The organism is Exiguobacterium sp. s63 (assembly GCF_018617335.1).
GTDB lineage: Bacteria > Bacillota > Bacilli > Exiguobacteriales > Exiguobacteriaceae > Exiguobacterium.
In genome coordinates this window covers 662,612-683,310 of the sequence record NZ_JACSKB010000001.1, presented here as the reverse complement: position 1 = coordinate 683,310, position 20,699 = coordinate 662,612, and the positions used below count along the sequence as shown (strand labels likewise).

The 20,699-nt window shown below is 49.0% G+C and carries 18 protein-coding genes; 16 read left to right on the top strand and 2 right to left on the bottom strand.

What is annotated here, in order from left to right:
- The first annotated feature begins 263 nt into the window (after positions 1–263).
- The 3 genes from uvrB (at position 264) to KNO90_RS03460 (ending at position 6,343) form a co-directional block, all read left to right on the top strand.
- Positions 264–2,234: an excinuclease ABC subunit UvrB gene (gene uvrB / locus KNO90_RS03470; protein ID WP_012726933.1), complete on the top strand. Its 1,971-nt coding sequence runs from the start codon at positions 264–266 to the stop codon at positions 2,232–2,234.
- Positions 2,235–5,108 (top strand): excinuclease ABC subunit UvrA, encoded by a 2,874-nt coding sequence (gene uvrA / locus KNO90_RS03465; protein ID WP_214741633.1) that lies wholly within the window; start codon positions 2,235–2,237, stop codon positions 5,106–5,108. It abuts the gene before it with no gap.
- Between the two features lie 65 nt (positions 5,109–5,173).
- Positions 5,174–6,343, top strand: coding sequence for a DUF4097 family beta strand repeat-containing protein (locus tag KNO90_RS03460; RefSeq protein WP_214741631.1), 1,170 nt, complete (start codon positions 5,174–5,176; stop codon positions 6,341–6,343).
- 58 nt (positions 6,344–6,401) lie between these two features.
- On the opposite strand, the gene KNO90_RS03455 is transcribed toward KNO90_RS03460, so the two are convergent.
- Positions 6,402–6,740 (bottom strand): hypothetical protein, encoded by a 339-nt coding sequence (locus KNO90_RS03455; RefSeq protein WP_215113000.1) that lies wholly within the window; start codon positions 6,738–6,740, stop codon positions 6,402–6,404.
- Between the two features lie 147 nt (positions 6,741–6,887).
- Between KNO90_RS03455 and hprK the strand changes: the two genes are divergently transcribed.
- The 13 genes from hprK to KNO90_RS03390 all read left to right on the top strand — a co-directional run bounded on the left by hprK (position 6,888) and on the right by KNO90_RS03390 (position 17,753).
- Positions 6,888–7,823 carry an HPr(Ser) kinase/phosphatase gene (gene hprK / locus KNO90_RS03450; RefSeq protein ID WP_214741627.1) on the top strand — a complete coding sequence of 312 codons (936 nt, stop codon included), beginning with the start codon at positions 6,888–6,890 and terminating at the stop codon, positions 7,821–7,823.
- Positions 7,824–7,825: 2 nt separating this feature from the next.
- Positions 7,826–8,644 (top strand): prolipoprotein diacylglyceryl transferase, encoded by an 819-nt coding sequence (lgt, locus tag KNO90_RS03445; protein WP_215112999.1) that lies wholly within the window; start codon positions 7,826–7,828, stop codon positions 8,642–8,644.
- On the top strand, positions 8,644–9,294 hold the full coding sequence (gene ppaX, locus KNO90_RS03440) for a pyrophosphatase PpaX (protein ID WP_214741623.1): 651 nt from the start codon (positions 8,644–8,646) through the stop codon (positions 9,292–9,294). Before lgt ends, ppaX begins: the two co-directional genes overlap by 1 nt.
- Entirely contained in the window at positions 9,287–9,769 is a 483-nt protein-coding gene (locus KNO90_RS03435) for an acyltransferase (protein ID WP_215112998.1), read from the top strand. Before ppaX ends, KNO90_RS03435 begins: the two co-directional genes overlap by 8 nt.
- Before the next feature lie 294 nt (positions 9,770–10,063).
- Positions 10,064–11,536, top strand: a complete 1,473-nt coding sequence (locus KNO90_RS03430) for a tetratricopeptide repeat protein (protein ID WP_215112997.1) — start codon at positions 10,064–10,066, stop codon at positions 11,534–11,536.
- Between the two features lie 68 nt (positions 11,537–11,604).
- A complete protein-coding gene (gene trxB / locus KNO90_RS03425) occupies positions 11,605–12,558 on the top strand; it encodes a thioredoxin-disulfide reductase (protein WP_215112996.1) in 954 nt (317 codons plus the stop codon).
- A gap of 120 nt (positions 12,559–12,678) precedes the next feature.
- Positions 12,679–13,551: an RNase adapter RapZ gene (rapZ, locus tag KNO90_RS03420; protein WP_031422867.1), complete on the top strand. Its 873-nt coding sequence runs from the start codon at positions 12,679–12,681 to the stop codon at positions 13,549–13,551.
- A gap of 1 nt (position 13,552) precedes the next feature.
- On the top strand, positions 13,553–14,548 hold the full coding sequence (locus KNO90_RS03415) for a gluconeogenesis factor YvcK family protein (protein WP_214741615.1): 996 nt from the start codon (positions 13,553–13,555) through the stop codon (positions 14,546–14,548).
- A 34-nt stretch (positions 14,549–14,582) separates the two neighbouring features.
- The gene (gene whiA / locus KNO90_RS03410; RefSeq protein ID WP_214741614.1) at positions 14,583–15,536 is read left to right on the top strand and encodes a DNA-binding protein WhiA; all 954 of its coding nucleotides are present in this window, start codon (positions 14,583–14,585) and stop codon (positions 15,534–15,536) included.
- An 86-nt stretch (positions 15,537–15,622) separates the two neighbouring features.
- A complete protein-coding gene (locus tag KNO90_RS03405) occupies positions 15,623–15,859 on the top strand; it encodes a hypothetical protein (RefSeq protein ID WP_012726920.1) in 237 nt (78 codons plus the stop codon).
- Between the two features lie 93 nt (positions 15,860–15,952).
- On the top strand, positions 15,953–16,468 hold the full coding sequence (locus tag KNO90_RS03400) for a DUF2179 domain-containing protein (RefSeq protein WP_214741613.1): 516 nt from the start codon (positions 15,953–15,955) through the stop codon (positions 16,466–16,468).
- Positions 16,469–16,557: 89 nt separating this feature from the next.
- On the top strand, positions 16,558–17,001 hold the full coding sequence (locus KNO90_RS03395) for a hypothetical protein (protein ID WP_353048465.1): 444 nt from the start codon (positions 16,558–16,560) through the stop codon (positions 16,999–17,001).
- A gap of 56 nt (positions 17,002–17,057) precedes the next feature.
- On the top strand, positions 17,058–17,753 hold the full coding sequence (locus KNO90_RS03390; RefSeq protein WP_353048464.1) for a MerR family transcriptional regulator: 696 nt from the start codon (positions 17,058–17,060) through the stop codon (positions 17,751–17,753).
- A 33-nt stretch (positions 17,754–17,786) separates the two neighbouring features.
- Here the strand turns inward: KNO90_RS03390 and KNO90_RS03385 are convergent, their stop codons facing one another.
- Entirely contained in the window at positions 17,787–20,552 is a 2,766-nt protein-coding gene (locus tag KNO90_RS03385) for a putative bifunctional diguanylate cyclase/phosphodiesterase (RefSeq protein ID WP_214741610.1), read from the bottom strand.
- Positions 20,553–20,699 lie beyond the last annotated feature (147 nt).

Here is a 20,699-nt window from a genome sequence, read left to right as displayed (position 1 = left end):
GGCGTTCCACTTCATTAGGAACATAGTCCATTCTGTAATCTGTAATCCCTTATGCCACAAAAGTGATTCAGTTGAAATCGTGTTGTGATGATTTGACTGTAACAGGATGTTTCTTTTGAGACGGTAAAGGAAAAAGAAATGAACAGTAGATCGAATGTAAAAAAGAAATGAAATTCATTAGTCTAAAAGCTAATAAGCGAATATTTGTTCGTGTCTATGGTATAATCAAAGCACTTATGAAATGAGAAGGTGAGGAGTATCTTATGGAATCGATTCCGTTTGCATTACAATCTGAATTTCAACCAGGAGGCGACCAGCCTGAAGCGATTCGACAGCTTGTCGAAGGCGTGAATCGGGGTGACCGGTATCAGACGCTCCTCGGTGCGACGGGGACGGGGAAAACGTTTACCGTCTCAAACGTCATCCAAGAAGTGAAGAAGCCGACACTCGTCCTCGCTCACAACAAGACGCTCGCCGGTCAGCTCTATTCGGAGTTCAAAGAGTTCTTCCCGAACAACGCCGTCGAGTACTTCGTCAGTTACTATGATTACTATCAACCGGAAGCGTACGTACCATCGACGGATACGTTCATCGAGAAGGACGCCTCAATCAATGATGAAATCGATAAGCTGCGTCACTCGGCGACGTCGGCTCTCTTTGAGCGCGATGACGTCATCATCGTCGCATCCGTCTCCTGTATATATGGTCTCGGTAACCCGGAAGAATATCGGAGCCTCGTCTTGAGCCTTCGCGTCGGGAAAGAGATGGGGCGTGACGAGATGTTACGTAAACTCATCGACATTCAATATGAACGGAACGATATCGACTTCCAACGTGGACGTTTCCGTGTCCGCGGGGATGTCGTCGAAATCTTCCCGGCATCGCGTGACGAACACTGCATGCGCATCGAGTTCTTCGGGGACGAGATCGACCGCATCCGGGAGATGGACCCGTTGACGGGGGAAATCATCGCAGACCGTGACCACGTTGCCATCTTCCCGGCTTCCCACTTCGTCACACGTGATGAAAAATTGCAAAAGGCAATCGTCAACATCGAAGCGGAACTCGAAGAACAGCTTGAGAAGTTCCGGGAAGAAGGGAAACTGCTTGAAGCGCAGCGACTCGAGCAACGAACGCATTACGATTTGGAAATGATGCGTGAGATGGGGTATTGTTCAGGAATCGAGAACTATTCGCGCCACTTGAACTTGATGCCGGAAGGTTCGACTCCATACACGCTACTCGATTACTTCCCAGAAGACTTCTTGCTCGTCGCCGATGAGTCGCACGTGACGCTCCCACAAGTACGGGGGATGTATAACGGGGACCAGGCACGGAAACAAGTGCTCGTCGACCATGGCTTCCGTCTCCCTTCGGCGAAGGATAACCGTCCACTCAAGTTTGATGAGTTCGAGAAGAAAGTCTCACAAGCCATCTTCATCTCGGCGACACCAGGGCCATACGAGCTCGAACATACACCGAATATGATCGAACAGATCATCCGTCCGACCGGATTACTCGATCCGACAATTGAGATCCATCCGATCAAAGGTCAGATTGACTACTTGATGGATCAGATTCGCGAACGCATCAAGCGTGACGAGCGGGTGCTCGTGACGACGCTCACGAAGAAGATGGCAGAAGACTTATCCGATTACTTGCGCGAAGCGGGAATCAAGGTCAACTATATGCACTCTGAGATCAAAACGCTCGAACGAATCGAAATCATTCGTGACCTTCGTCTCGGAAAATATGACGTCCTCGTCGGAATCAACTTGTTGCGGGAGGGTCTCGACATTCCAGAGGTCAGTCTCGTGACGATTCTCGATGCCGACAAGGAAGGGTTCCTTCGTTCGGACCGCTCGCTCATCCAGACGATTGGACGAGCGGCACGTAACGCGAACGGACATGTTATCCTGTTCGCAGATAAGATGACCGACTCGATGGCACGTGCCATCGAAGAAACGGATCGTCGTCGGTCGATTCAACAGGCTTATAATGAAGAACATGGCATCACCCCGCAGACGATTCGTAAAGACGTCCGTGGTGTCATCCGGGCGACGGTCGAGGCGGAAGAGGAAGCACTCGAATCGCTCAGTACGATGAAGCCGGCCGAACGCGAGGCGGCGATTGCCAAATTAGAAGAAGAAATGAAGCAAGCGGCGCGCGACCTCCAGTTCGAACGCGCGGCCGAACTGCGTGACTTAATCTTGGAGTTGAAGGTAGGGAATTAAATGGCTGAAAAGAAAAATGCGATTGTCATCAAAGGGGCACGCGTCAACAACTTAAAAAATATTGACATCGATATCCCCCGTGACCAGCTCGTCGTCTTGACGGGCTTGTCCGGCTCCGGAAAATCGTCACTTGCGTTCGATACGATTTACGCGGAAGGACAGCGACGCTACGTCGAGAGTTTATCTGCCTATGCTCGTCAGTTCCTCGGACAGATGGATAAGCCGGATGTGGATACGATCGAGGGACTTAGTCCGGCCATTTCAATCGACCAGAAGACGACGAGTCGTAACCCTCGCTCGACGGTCGGGACGGTAACAGAGATTTATGATTACCTGCGTCTATTGTTCGCACGAATCGGAAAACCGGTCTGTCCGAACCACGGCATCGAGATCTCGAGTCAAACCATCTCACAGATGGTCGACCAAGTGATGGAATTGCCGGAACGAACACGCCTTCAGATTTTGGCACCGATCGTATCGGGCCGAAAAGGGACGCATGTGAAAGTATTCGATTCGTTGAAAAAAGAAGGATTCGTTCGCGTTCGCGTCAATGGGGAAACGATTGAATTGACGGATGAGATCGAGCTCGATAAAAACAAAAAGCATTCCATTGAGGTCGTCGTCGACCGTCTCGTCGTCCGACCCGATGTCGAAGGTCGTCTTGCGGATTCACTCGAGACGGCATTACGTCTCGCTGACGGACGCGTCATCATCGATAAGATGGACGGAACCGAGCTTCTCTTCAGTGAGCATCATGCCTGCCCAATCTGTGGTTTCTCAATCGGTGAGCTTGAACCACGTATGTTCTCGTTCAACTCGCCATTCGGGGCATGCCCGACGTGTGATGGTCTCGGGACGAAACTAGACGTCGACCCAGAACTCGTCATCCCAGATCCGTCGAAGACGTTGAAGGAAGGGGCGATTGCCGCATGGCAGCCGACGAGTTCCCAATACTATCCGCAACTGTTGGCTGCGATGTGCCAACACTTCAACATCGACATGGACGTGCCGTTCGAGCGCCTATCGAAGCGTGACCAAGACCTCGTCTTGAACGGGTCTTCAGAGGAATCGTTCCTTTTCCGCTACGAGAATGACTTCGGTCAAGTACGGACGAACACCATCTTCTTTGAAGGCGTGCTCCGGAACATCGAGCGCCGTTACCGTGAGACGACATCCGACTACATCCGTGAGCAGATGGAAATGTATATGGCGACACATGCGTGCCCGACATGTCACGGTTATCGCTTGAAAGAAGAGTCGCTCGCCGTCAAAATTACGGGCCAGCACGTCGGACAAGTGACGGAGAAGTCGGTCGTGAACGCGCTCGCGTTCTTCGAGGAACTTAACGAGCAGTTGAGCGAGAAAGATATCGCCATCGCGCGTCTCATCCTTCAAGAGATTCGGGAGCGACTCAGCTTCTTGAATAACGTCGGTCTCGACTACTTGACACTCTCTCGTGCCGCAGGGACCCTCTCCGGTGGAGAAGCACAGCGGATTCGTCTCGCAACACAAATCGGATCTCGCCTCACAGGTGTCTTGTATGTCCTTGATGAACCGTCAATCGGTCTTCATCAACGTGATAACGACCGATTGATTGCGACCCTTAAACAGATGCGGGACATCGGCAATACGCTCATCGTCGTCGAGCATGACGAGGACACGATGATGGAGGCCGACTATTTAATCGATATCGGACCAGGCGCCGGGGAACATGGCGGACAGGTCATCGCGGCCGGGACACCGAAGCAACTGATGAAAAATAAAAACTCACTCACCGGTCAATATCTTGCCGGGAAGAAGTTCATCCCACTTCCGGCTGAACGGAAGATGCCGGACGAGCGTTTCTTAAAGATCGTCAAGGCAGAAGAGAACAACTTAAAAGATGTCGACGTCTCCATTCCACTCGGGATGTTCGTTGCCGTAACGGGCGTCTCGGGATCGGGTAAATCGACCCTCATCAATGAGATTCTCTATAAATCACTCGCCCACAATATGAACCGTGCGAAAGCGAAACCTGGGAAGCATAAGAAGATTGAAGGGCTCGAGCATATCGATAAAGTCATCGATATCGATCAATCCCCAATTGGGCGGACCCCTCGTTCGAACCCGGCGACGTATACGGGCGTCTTTGATGACATTCGCGACGTCTTCGCATCGACGAATGAAGCGAAGATGCGCGGCTATAAAAAAGGTCGTTTCAGTTTCAACGTCAAGGGTGGTCGTTGTGAAGCATGTCGCGGTGACGGGATCATCAAAATCGAGATGCACTTCCTACCGGACGTCTACGTTCCGTGTGAGGTCTGTCACGGGAAACGTTATAACCGGGAGACGCTCGAAGTGAAATATAAAGGGAAGACGATTGCGGACGTCCTCGATATGACAATCGAAGAGGGGCTCGACTTCTTCGATAAGATTCCAAAAATTAAGCGGAAGATTCAAACAATCTATGATGTCGGTCTTGGCTATATGAAACTCGGTCAGCCGGCGACGGAACTCTCCGGTGGGGAAGCCCAGCGTGTCAAACTTGCCTCAGAGCTCCACAAACGGTCGACCGGGAAGACAATTTATATTTTGGATGAACCGACGACTGGACTTCATGTCGATGATATCGCGCGCTTGTTGAAAGTGTTGCAACGCCTCGTCGAGAACGGGGATACGGTGCTTGTCATCGAGCACAACCTCGACGTCATCAAGTCGGCCGATTATTTGATCGACCTTGGACCAGAAGGCGGCGATGGCGGGGGACTCATCGTGGCGACGGGAACGCCGGAAGAGGTTGCCGAAGTATCAGGTTCCTATACCGGTAAGTATTTGAAGCCGGTTCTTGAACGAGACGCCGCCCGTGTGAAACCAAAAGCAGGAAAAAAGAAATAAGTATAGAAATGGTGAGAAACGGGAAGGTAATTGACGTGCAACCAAATTGAAGGGGGAAAATGAACGTGAAACAAGAAATGCGTGAACTGATTCTCCAGCAAGTGAAGGAAGGCAAGATGACGATTGAGGAAGGGATGACACAACTGGAGCGTCTCGAACGACTTGAGCCGGAACAGGTCCAGTCTCTCGAAGCGCGACAGGATACCGAAAAGGTGGATGCCTATTCGGTCGAATCGCTCACGACGAAATTGACATCTGCAGTGGAGGGGCTCGTCACGAAACTTCGTGACAGCGACTTCTCCTTCAGCTCGAACTTTGGACCGGAAGTGACGTATTCAAAGTCGTTCCCATTCACAGGCAGTGAGATTTCGCTCGATCTCTTCAACGCATCGGCGACGATTGTCTCGTCAGATGCCGAAGATTGTGAGCTGATCGTCACAGGTCGTCCGCTTCGTCAACAGGATGCAGACAAAGCGCTCGAACAATTACAGTCGGCGGTCAAACATTCCGTCATCGGCGACCGTCTCGTCGTTTCGCTTCGTGACAAACTCGTCCGTGCCCACGTGGAACTGTACGTCCCACATCATCATTTTAATCATCTGCATGTCCAAACGTTGAACGGAGAAGTCCGTGCCGATGGACTCGATGTTGATAACGTCCGTGTCCAAACGGCGAACGGTCGTGTCGTTCTCCATGACGTGCATGCGTCGGAACTCTTATTGAATACCGGAAACGGGACGGTCGAGGTTGAAGGCGTCGAAGCGGAACTCGTTCATGTGCGTACCGGAAACGGTGCTGTCATCGTCGGTGGGAAGTATGATAAAGCATCCCTCAAGACGGGGAACGGGAACATTCGCGCAGAACTAGCGACAGCTCGTCCAGCCAAGTTCGAACTCGCCTCACTCGCCGGAAACATTCGACTCGTGTTACCACATGGCGTCGAAGTTGAAGGGGAGCTCGAGACGAACTTTGGTGGTCTGCACTGCCTGCTCGATGAACTCGAGATCATTCGTGACCGCAAGGACGTCGCGCAGCGTCGCCTTGAGTTCTTGTCCGGTCGTGGTCAAACCCCTCGCATCGAAGTCGAGGCAGGAACACGTACGGGTACGATCGATTTGGAGCATGGTTCGGTCTATACGCCATCCACGTTCCTTGACGAAGAGAAGACGGAACCGTCTGACCCGGTCGATCCCGTTGACCCGGGCGATTTGAACAATCCGTTCCATCAACAATAAACGAAGCCCCGAAGGCGATCGCCTTCGGGGCTATTTTGATCATTGATTCGCTCGTTACTTAATACTGTTGCCAGTCCATCATCTGAGAATCAAACATGGCAAAGGAACTAATAACAAATACGATAAAGAGCACCGGCCCGATAATTAAGAGAATGAACCCGAGCAGTCGCATCGATCTCGAGCGGTTCCAGTAGAAGATGATGGCGACGATCATGGAGATGAGCGCGCCCGATAAAAAGAAACCAATGATGTTTAAAATGAACAGGAGTAAAACCGTTTCATTTTTTGTCGAGGCATATTCCGTCCACATGTCAATCAATGATTTGATGATATAGACGAGTGAGCCGAGCCCGATGACTAGCGCAAATAAGATGACAATGCCAAAGAAGCCTTCCATTCTTTCACCTCCTGTTAAGTCTGTATCTTACATACGAAGATCAAGTGGGAAGGTTTCAACAATTTTTTGACACGTTGTTCATCACTTCCCTAGCCCTTCCTCGAAAGAGCTATGATACAATAATGAGCGTGAAAGGGGCAGATACTGATGCAAAATATCGTACGTACAGCTCAAGTCGTTGAGCGTTTTAAACTTCAAGTCATTGCGGGAGAAGAGGGGCTTCATCGTCCGGTCGCGACACCTGACCTGAGTCGACCGGGTCTCGTCCTTGCCGGCTACTATACGCACTATGCGAAGAACCGCCTGCAAGTGTTAGGAAAAACAGAGTTAACGTTTTATGCGAGTCTCTCAGAAGAGAAACGCCGGGAGCGTGCCCGCATTTTATGTACGGAACAGACACCTGGGATTTTGATCACACGCGGCTTTGACATTCCGAAAGAGATCGAAGAGGAAGCGGAAGCGGCGAACGTCCCTCTCATGCGGACGAATGCGGTGACGACATCCATCGAGTCACAGATCACGAACTTCTTGGAGATGGAGCTTGCACCGATGACGGCGATGCACGGCGTGCTCGTCGACATTTACGGTGTCGGTGTCCTCATCAAAGGACAAAGTGGTGTCGGTAAATCGGAGACCGCGCTTGAACTCGTCAAACGGGGGCACCGTCTTGTCGCGGATGACTCGGTCGAGATTCGTCAAACGGGTGACCAACTCCTGGTCGGGTCAGCGCCGAAGCTCATTCGTCACTTGCTTGAGATTCGCGGGATCGGCATCATCGACGTCATGACATTGTTTGGTGCGGGTGCGGTTCGATCACATAAAAAGATCAGTCTCATCGTCAACTTGGAAAACTGGGATCCGGGCAAAGTGTACGATCGTGTCGGACTTGACCATAACACGATGAAAATCATCGATAGCGAAGTCCCGCTTCTGACGATTCCTGTTCGACCTGGTCGAAACTTGGCGGTCATCATCGAGGTGGCAGCGATGAACTATCGTCTGCAAAACATGGGAATCAATACGGCTGAAGAGTTTGCGGAACGTCTCGCGAACGCGATTCAGGACACTGAAGGAGACTTGTGATCATGGTAGAACCGACATTTGATCGTGTAGCGTTTGAGATTGGCTCTTTACCAATCTATTGGTACGGCATGATTATTGCCTTTGGCGCGATGCTTGGACTCATCCTCGCCTTATTCGAAGCCAAACGAATCAACTACGACTCAGAACGACTCGTTGATGTCGTCATCTGGTCGATTCCAATCAGTATCATCTTCGCCCGGATTTATTATGTGACATTCCAATGGGATTACTATTCAGAAAACCTTGGTCAAATCATCGACATCCGTCAAGGTGGGATTGCCATCCACGGGGCCATCTTTGGCGCACTGCTTGTTGTCATCGTTTACTGTATGCGAAAATCGATGTCGTTCTGGAAAGTGACGGACATCTTGGCACCATCGCTTCTCTTGGGACAAGCCGTCGGACGCTGGGGAAACTTTATGAACCAGGAAGCCCATGGCGGCGAGACGACGCGTAGTTTTCTTCAGAATACGCTCATGCTACCGGACTGGATCGTCAATCAGATGTATATCGACGGGGCTTACTATATTCCGACATTCTTATATGAAAGTGTGTGGAACATCATCGGGGTCATCCTCCTTGTCGCATGGCGCATGATTGGAAACCCACGACGCGGGTACATTTTCTTGTCTTATCTCGTCTGGTACTCGATTGGACGTTTCTACATCGAGGGACTTCGTACGGACAGTCTCATGTCAGGCGATTTGCGTGCGGCCCAAATGGTGTCCATCGCTATGATTCTGTTCGGGATTGTCATGATGATCCTTCGTCGCAATGCGAAACGATACAACGACCCATCAGAGAAAGGACTGTTTGATTAATGGATACGCTCTTATTTGACTTAGATGGCACATTGCTTGATACGAACCCGCTCATCATCGCAAGTTTTCGTCATACGTTCGAATACTATTTTCCGGAACAGACATATCGGGACGAAGACATCTATCGCTTCATCGGACCTACACTTGAAAAATCGTTCCGGGAACTAAATGAACCGGAGTGGAAAGAGATGCAGGCGTTCTATCGGAGCTTCAATATCGCGATGCATGACCAACTCGTCGCAGAGTACCCGGGTGTGATTGAAGGTTTATATCGACTCCATGCAAAAGGCTATAAGATGGGAATTGTCACGTCGAAAGGGCGTCCTGTCGTCGAACGTGGGCTCCGCCTGTTCGACATCGACCACTTGTTCGATGTCGTCGTGACGGCGGACGATGTGAAAAACGAAAAGCCGCACGCTGAGCCGGTCGAACGTGCTCTCCAAGCACTCGGTTCGTCAGCGGAACGTGCCGTCATGGTCGGAGACAACGACACGGATATCTTCAGCGGGAAGAATGCAGGAACGAAAACGGTCGCTGTCGGCTGGGCCCTCAAAGGACGTCCGTTCCTCGAATCGCTCGAACCTGACGTCATCATCGACTCGATGGAACATTTCGAGGCATGGCTCGACGAGGTCGGCGTTCATGCGTAAGACAAAACGGTATCGAATCGATGGACCGAACCCGCTATGGCAGATGTATCGGACCATTCGATTCCTACGTGTCTTCAAAAACACGTCAGTCGTACTCATCGGACGTTACTTTCCGTCTGTGAAGGCGAAACGTTGGCTTTACCAGACGTTCCTCGGAATGAAAATAGGCGAGCATAGTGCGCTCGCCCTTATGGTCACACCGGACGTCATGTTTCCAGAACGCATCACGATCGGCCGTAATACGGTCATTGGCTTCAACTCGACGATTCTCTGTCATGAATATCTCGTCGACGAGTATCGGATCGGAGACGTCATCATCGGTGACGAGGTGTTGATCGGGGCGAACGTCACCATCTTGCCGGGCGTGACAATCGGAAACGGGGCCGTGGTCGGCGCGGGTGCGGTCGTTCATCGTGATGTCCTACCGGGAGAACGGGTCGTCGGTGCAAAGCTTCAATCGTTGACACATATTTGACACAATTTTTCGCAAAATGATTTCACCACAATTTTGTTTAGATATGATCAAGAATACTTGAGCGGTATCACTTTTTTTAAAAGAGATGCCGTTTTTTTATGGATAAATGTACAGAAATGCCGTCATCATATTTTCGTTCAAAAACAATTTTTGGACCTAGTAAAAAATATTCATTATAGAGGGAATATAGTCGCAATTTTTTTTAACTTTTTCAGTTGCTCTCGTTGTTCGAGTGCGGTATTCTTATCCCTGCAACTAAAAAAAGATTTAGAGATGATGTGGAGGATTTAGAATATGGAAGCGAACTATGAAGCAGTATTGACGCTACCCGAACCAGAATCTCCGCTCGCTGCGGAGCTCCACTACTATAGAGGTCGTCGTGCGTTACGAGAAGGTCGCCTAGATGAAGCGACTTTTTTCATGGCTGAAGCGACAGCGGCAGCCACGCATCGCGTCGACTATCATAAACAGTATGCAGAACTGTTATTTGAAGTAGGGGAGGTCTACCACGCCAATGATGTGTGGAAACGAGTATTAGAGCTCGATGAGACCGCAACAGAGGCGCTATACCATTTAGCCAGTAACTGTGCCTATGTCTCTCAATATGAAGAAGCGGCGAACTATGCGTCCGAATACCTTGCGCGTGACACAAAAGGTCACTACACGGAAGCCGTGCAGTCCCTTCTCGAACTGATCGAACTCGAACAGGAGCTCGAAGACGAAGAGGAAGACGAATTGATCACGTGGCATACGGAAGCACAACGTCAAATCGATAAAGGACGGTTGTTTGCGGCGAAAGCCACGCTCGAACGTCTGATTGGACAGTACCCATCGTTCTGGCCGGCCTATAATAACCTATCGGTCGTCAGCTTTTACCTCGGTGATGATCAAGCGGCATTCCGGACACTCGAATATGTGCTCGATCAAAATCCAGGTAACTTGCATGCCATCTTGAACACGATTCTCTTGCTTCATGAAGCGGGACAATCGGAAGCCGCGGTGCAATTGTCAAAACCGCTCACACATGTTCGGCCGCTCCAATTTGATTTACGTTATAAATTGGCGACGACACTCGCACTCGTCGGGCATTACGACCGTGCGTATGAAGAATTGCGTCTATTGAAAGACCGTGGATTCCGCGGGGACCCATTGTTCGGGCATTGGCTCAGTGTGTCTGCCTATAAGACAGGACGATTCGAAGAGGCGGCCACTTACTTGAACAAGGAAGAAATGAAACAGTTTGAAGAGAAACAGAGCTTCGATATCCGAGAAAATCTCGAATTTCGTTCGGCGCTCGTCCAAGGACTGCGTCAAGAGAGTGATTTAGCTCGAATCGAGATCATCCGAATCATCTCCAACTTAAAGGATGACGAGGCGTTTGAAGCGCTCGCGTTGACAAACGTAGTGACAGAAAATGAAACGGTCCGTGCATTCGCCGAGATGTGTCGTGCCGACCTTTGTCAGCAACCGTTCACAGGCGATGCTCGGGTCAAACGCGCGTTTGAAGCACTCGTATTGGCGGAAGCGCATGTGTCAGAAGCGGAACGAATGAGCCTTGAAGGTGATTTCTATGAGCGTTTCGCGACACTTCTCATGTCTGATGAAGCATTTATGAACGTAACGGCATCGGCCGCTGCGCTCGTCTGGATGTTCTATACGAAACGAGATGCGTTGATTCTCGAAGACTGTGCAAATGCCTTCCACCTTTCAGTCGACACGTTGACGGAAACGGTCCGTTCGTTCAAACAGACACTCGAACAAGCATAAAGATAGACGATACCCATACAGGTTTCTTATACTAAAGGCAATCAATTTCTTGCAGAGGTGGAATCAACATGACAGAAGAAAAAATTTATGACGTCATTATCATCGGTGCCGGTCCTGCCGGAATGACCGCTGCGCTATATGCTTCACGTGCGAACCTTTCTACGCTTATGATCGAACGCGGGATTCCAGGTGGTCAGATGGCCAACACGGAAGACATCGAGAACTATCCAGGGTACGACAGCATTCTCGGTCCTGACTTGTCTCAAAAGATGTTCGACCATTCGAAAGCGTTCGGAGCGGAGTATGCATATGGGGATGTGCAACGCATCTCGGATGAAACAGAATATAAAATCGTGCATGCGCACAACCGTGACTATAAAGCACGTGCGATCATTCTCGCCTCTGGTGCTCAGTATAAGAAAATCGGCGTACCGGGTGAAGAAGAACTCGGTGGCCGTGGCGTATCGTATTGCGCGGTATGTGACGGAGCCTTCTTCAAAGGAAAAGAGTTATTCGTCATCGGTGGTGGCGACTCGGCTGTTGAGGAAGGTGTCTTCTTGACACGTTTCGCGGATAAGGTGACAATCGTTCACCGTCGCGATGAGCTCCGTGCGCAAAAGATTCTTCAAAAACGTGCGTTCGACAATGAGAAAATCGACTTCATTTGGAACCACACATTGAAAGAAATCACGGAGAAAGACGGTAAAGTCGGTGGCGCTCGACTCGTTAGCACGGTCGACGGTACAGAGACAGACTACGAGATCGATGGTGTCTTCATCTATATCGGGATGAACCCGATCACTGGATTTGTCCAAGACCTCGGCATCACAAACGAGCAAGGCTACATCGTCACGAACGAGGCGATGGAAACGAATATCCCTGGGATCTTCGCTGCCGGTGACGTGCGTGAGAAAACGCTCCGTCAAGTCGTCACAGCGACGAACGACGGATCGATTGCCGCTCAGAACGCTCAACACTTCATCGAGGGGCTCCTCGAATCGTTGCAAGAACAAAACGCATGATTCAAGACGGGAGGACTGCGGGGAACCGCGGTCCTTCTCTTTTTTTCGGACGTTCGTTATACTAGATGGAGAGAGCTACACACACGGCTCGGTTGTCAATTTTAAGGGGGCGTCAGCGAGATGGAAGATTTTAAAGGATTAGAAGAATTGATCATCATCAGTGGGATGAGTGGGGCTGGGAAATCAGTCGCCATGAATAGTTTTGAGGATCTTGGCTATTTCTGTGTCGATAACTTGCCACCGGTTCTCTTGCCACAATTGATTGATGTCATCAGCTCGGTCCGACCGAAAATCGCGGTCGCCATCGATACACGTACGAGAGACTTTATCGATAGCCTGTTCATCGTCATCGACGATTTAGAAAAGAAAAATGTCCATCCGCATCTCCTATACTTAGAGACACGAGACGATGTGCTCGTCCGTCGCTATAAAGAAACGAGACGGTCCCATCCGCTCGCACCGGAAGATGCACCACTCGTCGGCATCAAGATGGAACGTGAGCTGTTAGAAGGATTCCGTGACCGAGCTCACACGCTCTATGATACGAGTGAATTGAAGCCGCAGATGTTGAAGGACCGCATCCTTCAACAATTCAATGAGGAACGAATCCCGTTCACGGTCAACTTTATGTCGTTTGGTTTCAAACATGGAGTGCCGCTCGATATCGACTTGTTGTTCGATGTCCGTTTCATCACGAACCCGTTCTACATTCCGGAACTCCGTCCGCTTACGGGTCAGACGACAGAAGTGCAGGAGTATGTCATGTCCCATCCAGAGGCGCGAGCGTTTTATAAGAAGTTGATCGACATGTTAGAGTTCCTCCTCCCGCAATATAAGCGAGAAGGAAAGACGCAAGTCGTCGTGGCATTCGGCTGTACCGGTGGGAAGCATCGGTCGATCACATTCGCCGAGAAAGTATCGGAACATTTCGCTGAGCGTTATAACGTGAAGACGGTTCACCGTGACCTCGCTCATGCGACAAAGGAGAAGTGACATGAGACGAGAACGGAAAGTAGTCGCCATCGGTGGGGGGACAGGATTGTCCACTCTTGTCCGTGGACTGAAACATTATCCGCTCGATATTACGGCAATCGTCACGGTCGGGGACGACGGTGGAAGCTCAGGGCGGCTTCGTGACGAGTTTCATATGTTACCGCCAGGAGACATTCGTAACGTTATCTTGGCCTTATCGGAAGTCGAACCGTTAATGGATAAGATTTTGCAATATCGCTTTGATACCGGATATGGCTTAGAAGGACATTCGCTTGGGAACTTGATGCTCACGGCAGCGACCCACATCTGTGAGGGTTCGTTCGTGAAAGCAATCGATGTCATGTCGCAACTCTTGAACGCGCAAGGAAAGGTATTGCCTGTGACAGAGACGCTCATGACGCTCGCGGCCGAGTTTGAGGACGGTACCATCATCAAAGGGGAATCCAAGATTCCGCTCCATCAGCAACCGATTAAACGTCTGTTTTTACTCGAGGATGGCATCGAGCCTGCCGCGGGTGTCGTTGAGGCCATTGAAGCGGCGGACGTCATCGTGCTCGGTCCGGGGAGTCTTTATACGAGTATTATCCCGAACCTGCTCATCCCAGCGGTCCGAGAAGCCATCGTCCGCTCAAAAGTCCCGGTCGTCTACATTTGTAACGTCATGACACAGCCGGGTGAGACGAAAGGCTATGATGCGATGAGGCATTTGAAAGTCATCGAATCGTATCTTGGGAAGGCATCGATCGATACCATCGTCGTCAATAATGAGCCGATTGATGAAGAATATTTAGAGCGTTACCGGGAGGACGGATCGGAAGAGGTCCGTTTCGACCGCAAGAAACTTCGGAACTATGGCACGAACGTCCTCGCAGGGGACATCGTCGATTATAACCGGGAGTACATCCGTCACGATTCCGACGCCATCGCCGGACTTGTCATGCAACGGGTGCTCCGCATCAAGAAGCCACGCTCGTTTCAAGAATTAGAATTGAAATAAGGAATGTTAGAAAGAGAGAAAGGAGGGGGACTCGATGAGCTTTGCATCAGACGTGAAAAAAGAATTAACACAACTTGAAGTGAATGACGCTGAAGCGAAAGCAGAATTATCGGCACTCGTTCGAATGAACGGCGTCATCTCGCTCGCCCTTGGACGAGGCATGACCCTCGATGTCTCGACAGAAAATGCCTCAATTGCCCGTCGCATGTATTCATTGATGAAACGCTTGTATGATCATCCGTTAGACTTGTTCGTCCGGAAGAAAATGCGTTTGAAAAAGAATAACGTCTACATCGTCCGGGTATCACAGCATGCGGAGACGATGCTTCGGGACCTAGAGATTCTCGGGGAGAACTACGAGATGATCCGGACATTGAATTCGGATATGACAGGTGACGAGAACCTGGCGCGTGCTTACTTGCGTGGCGCATTCCTCGCGGGTGGTTCCATTAATCATCCGAAAACGTCGTCGTATCACCTCGAAATCTATAGTTTATATGAGAACCACAACCATTCGTTACGTGATTTAGCGAATCGGTTTGAGCTGAACGCGAAGACGCTCGAACGGAAAAAAGGACATATCCTATATATGAAAGAAAGCGAGAAGATCTCAGACTTCCTCAAGCTGATTGGGGCGACCCGAGGCATGCTGGAGTTTGAAGATGCGCGCATTATTAAAGATATGCGCAACTCTGTCAACCGCCTCGTCAACTGTGAGACGGCCAACTTGAATAAAACGGTCGGGGCGGCTTTGCGTCAAGTCGAGAATATCAAATTCTTGGAACGGACGGTCGGGCTTGACGTCTTACCGAAGAAATTGCGCGAAATCGCCGAACTGCGTGTCACGCACCAGGATGTCTCGTTACAGGAACTCGGTGAAATGCTCGAATCCGGTCCGATTTCGAAGTCAGGAATCAACCATCGACTTCGCAAAATTGATCAGATTGCCGAACGTGTGCGTAGCGGTGACGAAATCGCATCCTCGTGACGCGGTTGCACCAAAACCATTCTTCCTATATAATAAGCAATTGTGTATAGGTTTTATGAAAAGCGAATTAAAGGAGCTTCATCATTATGTCGAATGAAAAGAAAAGATTATCGCTCACGATTGACGCTAAGCTCGACCAGGTCATCACAGAGCGCGCAAAAGAAATCGGGATTCCAAAAAGTGCACTCGTCACGTTTGCCACTAGCCTCTTCTTGAATCAGCTTCGTGCGGAAGAGTTGTTGAATGGAGATAAGAACGCGATCTACGAAGTCATTCGTAAAGACTACGAGTTGCTCACAAGCGTAAAGAATCTAGATAACTAAGTGAAAGGTTGACTTCGGTCAGCCTTTTTTAGTTGCATCTCTGTTGGAAATTTGGAATAGTGGTGGTAATGAATTTGAACGGAGGTCGATTGAATGGGTCAGATCTTACTCATCCTACTGCTACAACTTGTTTACGTTCCGGTATTAACGCTACGGACCATCATGCTCGTGAAAGGGAAGACCGTCATCGCCGGTTTATTTGGAACGCTAGAAACGCTCATCTATATCTTTGCGCTCGGGATTGTGTTCCAAGATTTGACGACGGTCGGAATGATTGTGTACGCGGTCGGATTCGGACTTGGGATTTTACTTGGTGGCTTTGTCGAACGGAAGCTCGCCATCGGTTACAACATGATTCAAGTGCATACGAAAGAATATCCGGCGGAACTGATCCAACAGATGCGCGACAATGGATATGGTGTCACGCATTATCAAGGGCAAGGACGTGACGGGGTTCGTTATCGTCTCGATGTATTGGCGGCTCGGACACGAATGAAAGAGTTGCGTGAACTCGTTGAGAAGCATGAACCAAAAGCATTCCTCGTCGCATTCGACCCGATCGACTTCAAGGGCGGTTATATGATGAAAGGACTGCGTCGTCCGAAATGACGCAACGGACTCACGAAAGTGGGTCTTTTTTTGTGGAAGTAGGGATTTTACGTCTTCACAGGGAACTAGTGAAGAAAGGAGATGAGACCGTGAAGCGTAATCGACGTTTTTGGATTGTCCTGCTATGTTTACTTGTTGGGGTGGGCGTCATCTATTTTGCGGTGACGTTGTATGGTGACGGGGAAGATCCAGTCAAACCACCGCTCCCGACGGTTCGGGTCGGATCGGTGACAGCGGAAGTAGAACAGTCAACGTATTGTTGGGAATCCGGTAATCAAGCGACATGTGCAGACTATGGGATGCCGGAAGCGGATGACCTTCAACTGATTACCGTCAAACCGGGCGACCGAATCGATGTTGTCTATCATGCCGACCCGATGGAGTCGAGTTTCAATCGAATTGAGGATGGCGAACTCGTCCCTTCAGAAGCAATCGTCCCAGATGAACCTGGGGTCTATCTGTATGAAATCGGTGGGGAGTGGAAACAAGGCGATAGTCGTTATGTATTTGGTGTCCGAGTTCCTGAAAAGTAAGCCTTGACCTGCCTCTAAGGGACGACTGTACAGTGAAGATAGGAGGTGGGAAAACAGTGATTCCGGTTGGGAGAGTGGCACATGTGACCGGGTTGTCGGTCAAAGCGATCAAATTTTATGAAGAACGTGGATTAGTCCGTCCGACACGTACCGACAATCAGTATCGAATGTACGGAATGGAAGAAATTCGACGGTTGAGTGAAATTAAGCGATTGCGCCAAATCGGACTCCGTCTAGAACAAATCCAGTCGGGTCGATCGATTGGAGTACTATTGGAAACACGATTGGATGAAGTTCAAGCAGAAATGGAACGCCTTCATCGAATCGAGAGGCAGATTCGATTGATGCAATCAGGAGGGAACGACATGAAGATTCGATACGAGACGTTGAATGAAGCCACCCCTGTCTATGGATATGGTGGTACATTAAAGGAGATTCCGAAATTGTGGGGCAAGCTTCAACTAGAATTGACGACGGACGAGTCGTATGGGGTTTGTCTTCCGCAGGAGAACGGTTATGTCGCGGGGATGACAAAGCCGGTGTCGGCGGAAGGCGCGCGCTGTGTTGAACTGACGACAGGGAACTACATCGTCGCCACGGTGGAAGGAGGCATCCCGATGATCCAATCGACGTATGAACAGTTGTTGAACGTTCCGGACGTGACGTTACGAGATGCGGTCGACTTTGAACGGTATATCCACGGGCAAGGGGGAGCGGACGACATCATTGAGATTTGGATGCCCATCGAATAGAGAAAAGAACGCATCCACTGATGCGTTCTTTTCTTAAAGGAAATGATGGAGATGTAACGTATTTTTAGCTTGCTCCGGAGTGAGATGGAAGGCATGCTCAGTAGCGCCCTCTAGTAAATTCTGTTCAATTGGTTCTAGTTCATATGTGTAAATCCCGTCCTTGAGGTCGGGAGTTCCGATGATGGTTACGGGAATCGGATGTTCTAGCGATTTCATTAGAATGGAGAACTGTAAAAAATCGTTTGGCGGTAAGAATAGTGTTGTATACAACTTGAACGACTTGTTTTCTTCCATCGATACTAAAGCCGGTGCGCGGCCCAAATCAGACAGGAACGACTGGATGCGAGAAAAAATCATTTGAACGGGAATCAGCATCGTGTGACCATCGAGTGAACTCACTTCCGTTGGGGGTAAATACGTTTGGTCAAGAAGACGAATCATCTGCTCGCTCTCGACTGGCGGACTGAAAAGATAACCTTGAATCGTTTGCACGCCATGGTCTCGCAACCAGTTCAAGTCACGGAAACATTCGACACCTTCAACCACAACCTCCATGCCAAACTCTTTCGCAATATACATCAAGCTTCGGACGATGGCCTGTGATTTCACATTTTCATGAATGCCATGTGCAAAAATCCGATCAATCTTAATAATTTGGACATTATAATCCTGCACGTATGCGAGTGAGGAGTAACCGGTCCCGAAGTCATCGAATGACACAGTGATGCCATAAGAATTTAACGTCTCAAACACGGCCTTCATTCGATCACGGTTTTCCAGCAGCGTCGATTCCGGAATTTCAATTTCTAAATAACGAGGAAGGATGTTGTGTTTCGTATAGGATTGCTGAATTTGTTGCATATAGTTATCTAGATAGAAATAGGAAGCCGGAATATTTATTGAAATCGGGATGCACGTAGGTAGCTGATTCATAAATCGACATACTTCTTCGATTAAAAAATCCGTCAGTTCCACAATCTGTTGGTTGTGCTCAATCAAGGGAATAAACTCAACAGGCGAAATAGGTCCCCAAGTCGGATGCATCCATCGCATTAGTGCCTCAGCACCAACAATTTTGCCTGTCCACGCATGAACTTTCGGTTGATAGACAACAAACAGTTCTCGATTCTTGATGGCGGTGCGTAAATCATTAATCAACGTATAGCGACGCAAGGATGGTAAATCGACACTCGATGAGTAAAATGCCAAATTAGAATGTCCTTGTGTGTAAGCGTGATTCGTCACCTGAACGGTATGGGCAATCAGTTCGTTTGCCGTCATCCCGTCATGTGGGGAACGACAGACACCGACAGAAACGTGTGGGAAGATTTCATATTCACTGATGCTATAAGCGCGTTCAGATAAGGTGATTAACTTTTCACCGAAACGCCGGGTTCTCTCGTCCGTCCAATAACAAGGAATGACGATGCAATATAAATCCTCATAAATGACAGCTAATAACGCATCATCTGGGACGTAAGGTTGGAGCTCGGCAATCGTTACTGCATTCCATTCATCTGCCAATTCAAAGCCGAGTGTCTCTTTCACCTCTGTGTAGTGATTGAAAGAAATTCCGATCATGGTGACGGATTGCGCGTCTCCTAACAGTTCTTCGATGTGTGTCTTTAATGTATCTCGATTGGTGATTCCCGTAATCGGATCTACTGTTCGTAATGTGGTGATTTCTTGTTCCTGTTCTTGCAGTCGTGTAATATTTTTTAAATAGGAACGGTAACCGGTTACATTTTTATCTGGATCCCATAGCGGTTCACGCTTCTCTTCAACCCATTTCAATTCATCGTTCACATATACGCGGTATATGTAAGTACCGGATTCACCCTTTAACGTCTCATGACGAGAGGAGATGAGCAGTTCCAGATCTTCCGGATGAAGAAATTGCTTCCAAAATTCGAGAGTGATGTCAGCGGGCTCGATCTCAAATCCGATCATACGGAATAGACCGGGGGAAACGTGTTGGAATGTATCGCTCTGGAAGTCAAACTCCATCATCCCGGCTTCGATAAACTGATTGAACTTCTCAATCTTCTCATTGTCGGTTTGGTAGATGGATTGATCAATCACCGCGCAAGTGAGTAGTTTTCGATCCGTGGATAAATGACTACGTACAATGAAGGGATAGTATTGCGACTCATCCAAATGAAAGATGCGCACAACAGACTCCCGCATCTCCATCTCAGGGTCAATCATCAACTCACCAAGAATCTTTAAATACACATTCAAATCATCAGGATGGAGTAACTGTTTAAAGAGTAGTGGTGTATGTGTTTTAGATGAAAAAGAGGCGAGTCCGAACATATTTTTCAATGATCCAAATGTTTCGAAATAGTGAGTCTCTAAATTGAACTCAAATAAGGCGAGACCGTGGATGTCGCCAAAAACTTGACGATAAGCATCGAAGCGTATGCGTTCTCGTGCGAGCTCAATCGCATTCGTTCGTTCCATCACTGTGAACACCATAGTGATTTCAGGGTAGACGGAGACAGGGACGGGCATCAATTGAAATAGACGGTTCGACGATTGAAGATGAACTTGAATCTCATCGCCTACCGTGGGATTTGATTCCGCTAATGGAATCAAATCGTTCGAAAGTGTTTCAACAAATATGTCGATTGATTCTGAAAGCAACTTTTCGAACGAAGGATTGACGAGCAAAATTCCGTCATCTTTGGTAAGGGCACATATGGCTTCAGGTGAATGCATCCAATACTCCAATAATGAGACATGACCATACGAATCATCAAACGGAATAATTGAACTGAAATGTAATAATTTTTTCAAAATAAACCTCCCGATTTGGCTTATATAATCTATTTATTCCTATTTATTATAGGATTATCGCTCTAAAAAGGGGGTCAATATCTTTTTGAACTGTAGATTGTCCAGTTTGATCTAAAAAAAGACACACATCCAATCAGGATTGTGTGT

Excerpts from the sequence above, each read along its gene's own strand:
- uvrB (WP_012726933.1), top strand. The coding sequence starts at position 264 with ATGGAATCGATTCCGTTTGCATTACAATCTGAATTTCAACCAGGAGGC.
- uvrA (WP_214741633.1), top strand. The coding sequence starts at position 2,235 with ATGGCTGAAAAGAAAAATGCGATTGTCATCAAAGGGGCACGCGTCAAC.
- KNO90_RS03455 (WP_215113000.1), bottom strand. The coding sequence starts at position 6,740 with ATGGAAGGCTTCTTTGGCATTGTCATCTTATTTGCGCTAGTCATCGGG.
- hprK (WP_214741627.1), top strand. The coding sequence starts at position 6,888 with ATGCAAAATATCGTACGTACAGCTCAAGTCGTTGAGCGTTTTAAACTT.
- lgt (WP_215112999.1), top strand. The coding sequence starts at position 7,826 with ATGGTAGAACCGACATTTGATCGTGTAGCGTTTGAGATTGGCTCTTTA.
- ppaX (WP_214741623.1), top strand. The coding sequence starts at position 8,644 with ATGGATACGCTCTTATTTGACTTAGATGGCACATTGCTTGATACGAAC.
- KNO90_RS03435 (WP_215112998.1), top strand. The coding sequence starts at position 9,287 with ATGCGTAAGACAAAACGGTATCGAATCGATGGACCGAACCCGCTATGG.
- KNO90_RS03430 (WP_215112997.1), top strand. The coding sequence starts at position 10,064 with ATGGAAGCGAACTATGAAGCAGTATTGACGCTACCCGAACCAGAATCT.
- trxB (WP_215112996.1), top strand. The coding sequence starts at position 11,605 with ATGACAGAAGAAAAAATTTATGACGTCATTATCATCGGTGCCGGTCCT.
- rapZ (WP_031422867.1), top strand. The coding sequence starts at position 12,679 with ATGGAAGATTTTAAAGGATTAGAAGAATTGATCATCATCAGTGGGATG.
- KNO90_RS03415 (WP_214741615.1), top strand. The coding sequence starts at position 13,553 with ATGAGACGAGAACGGAAAGTAGTCGCCATCGGTGGGGGGACAGGATTG.
- whiA (WP_214741614.1), top strand. The coding sequence starts at position 14,583 with ATGAGCTTTGCATCAGACGTGAAAAAAGAATTAACACAACTTGAAGTG.
- KNO90_RS03405 (WP_012726920.1), top strand. The coding sequence starts at position 15,623 with ATGTCGAATGAAAAGAAAAGATTATCGCTCACGATTGACGCTAAGCTC.
- KNO90_RS03400 (WP_214741613.1), top strand. The coding sequence starts at position 15,953 with ATGGGTCAGATCTTACTCATCCTACTGCTACAACTTGTTTACGTTCCG.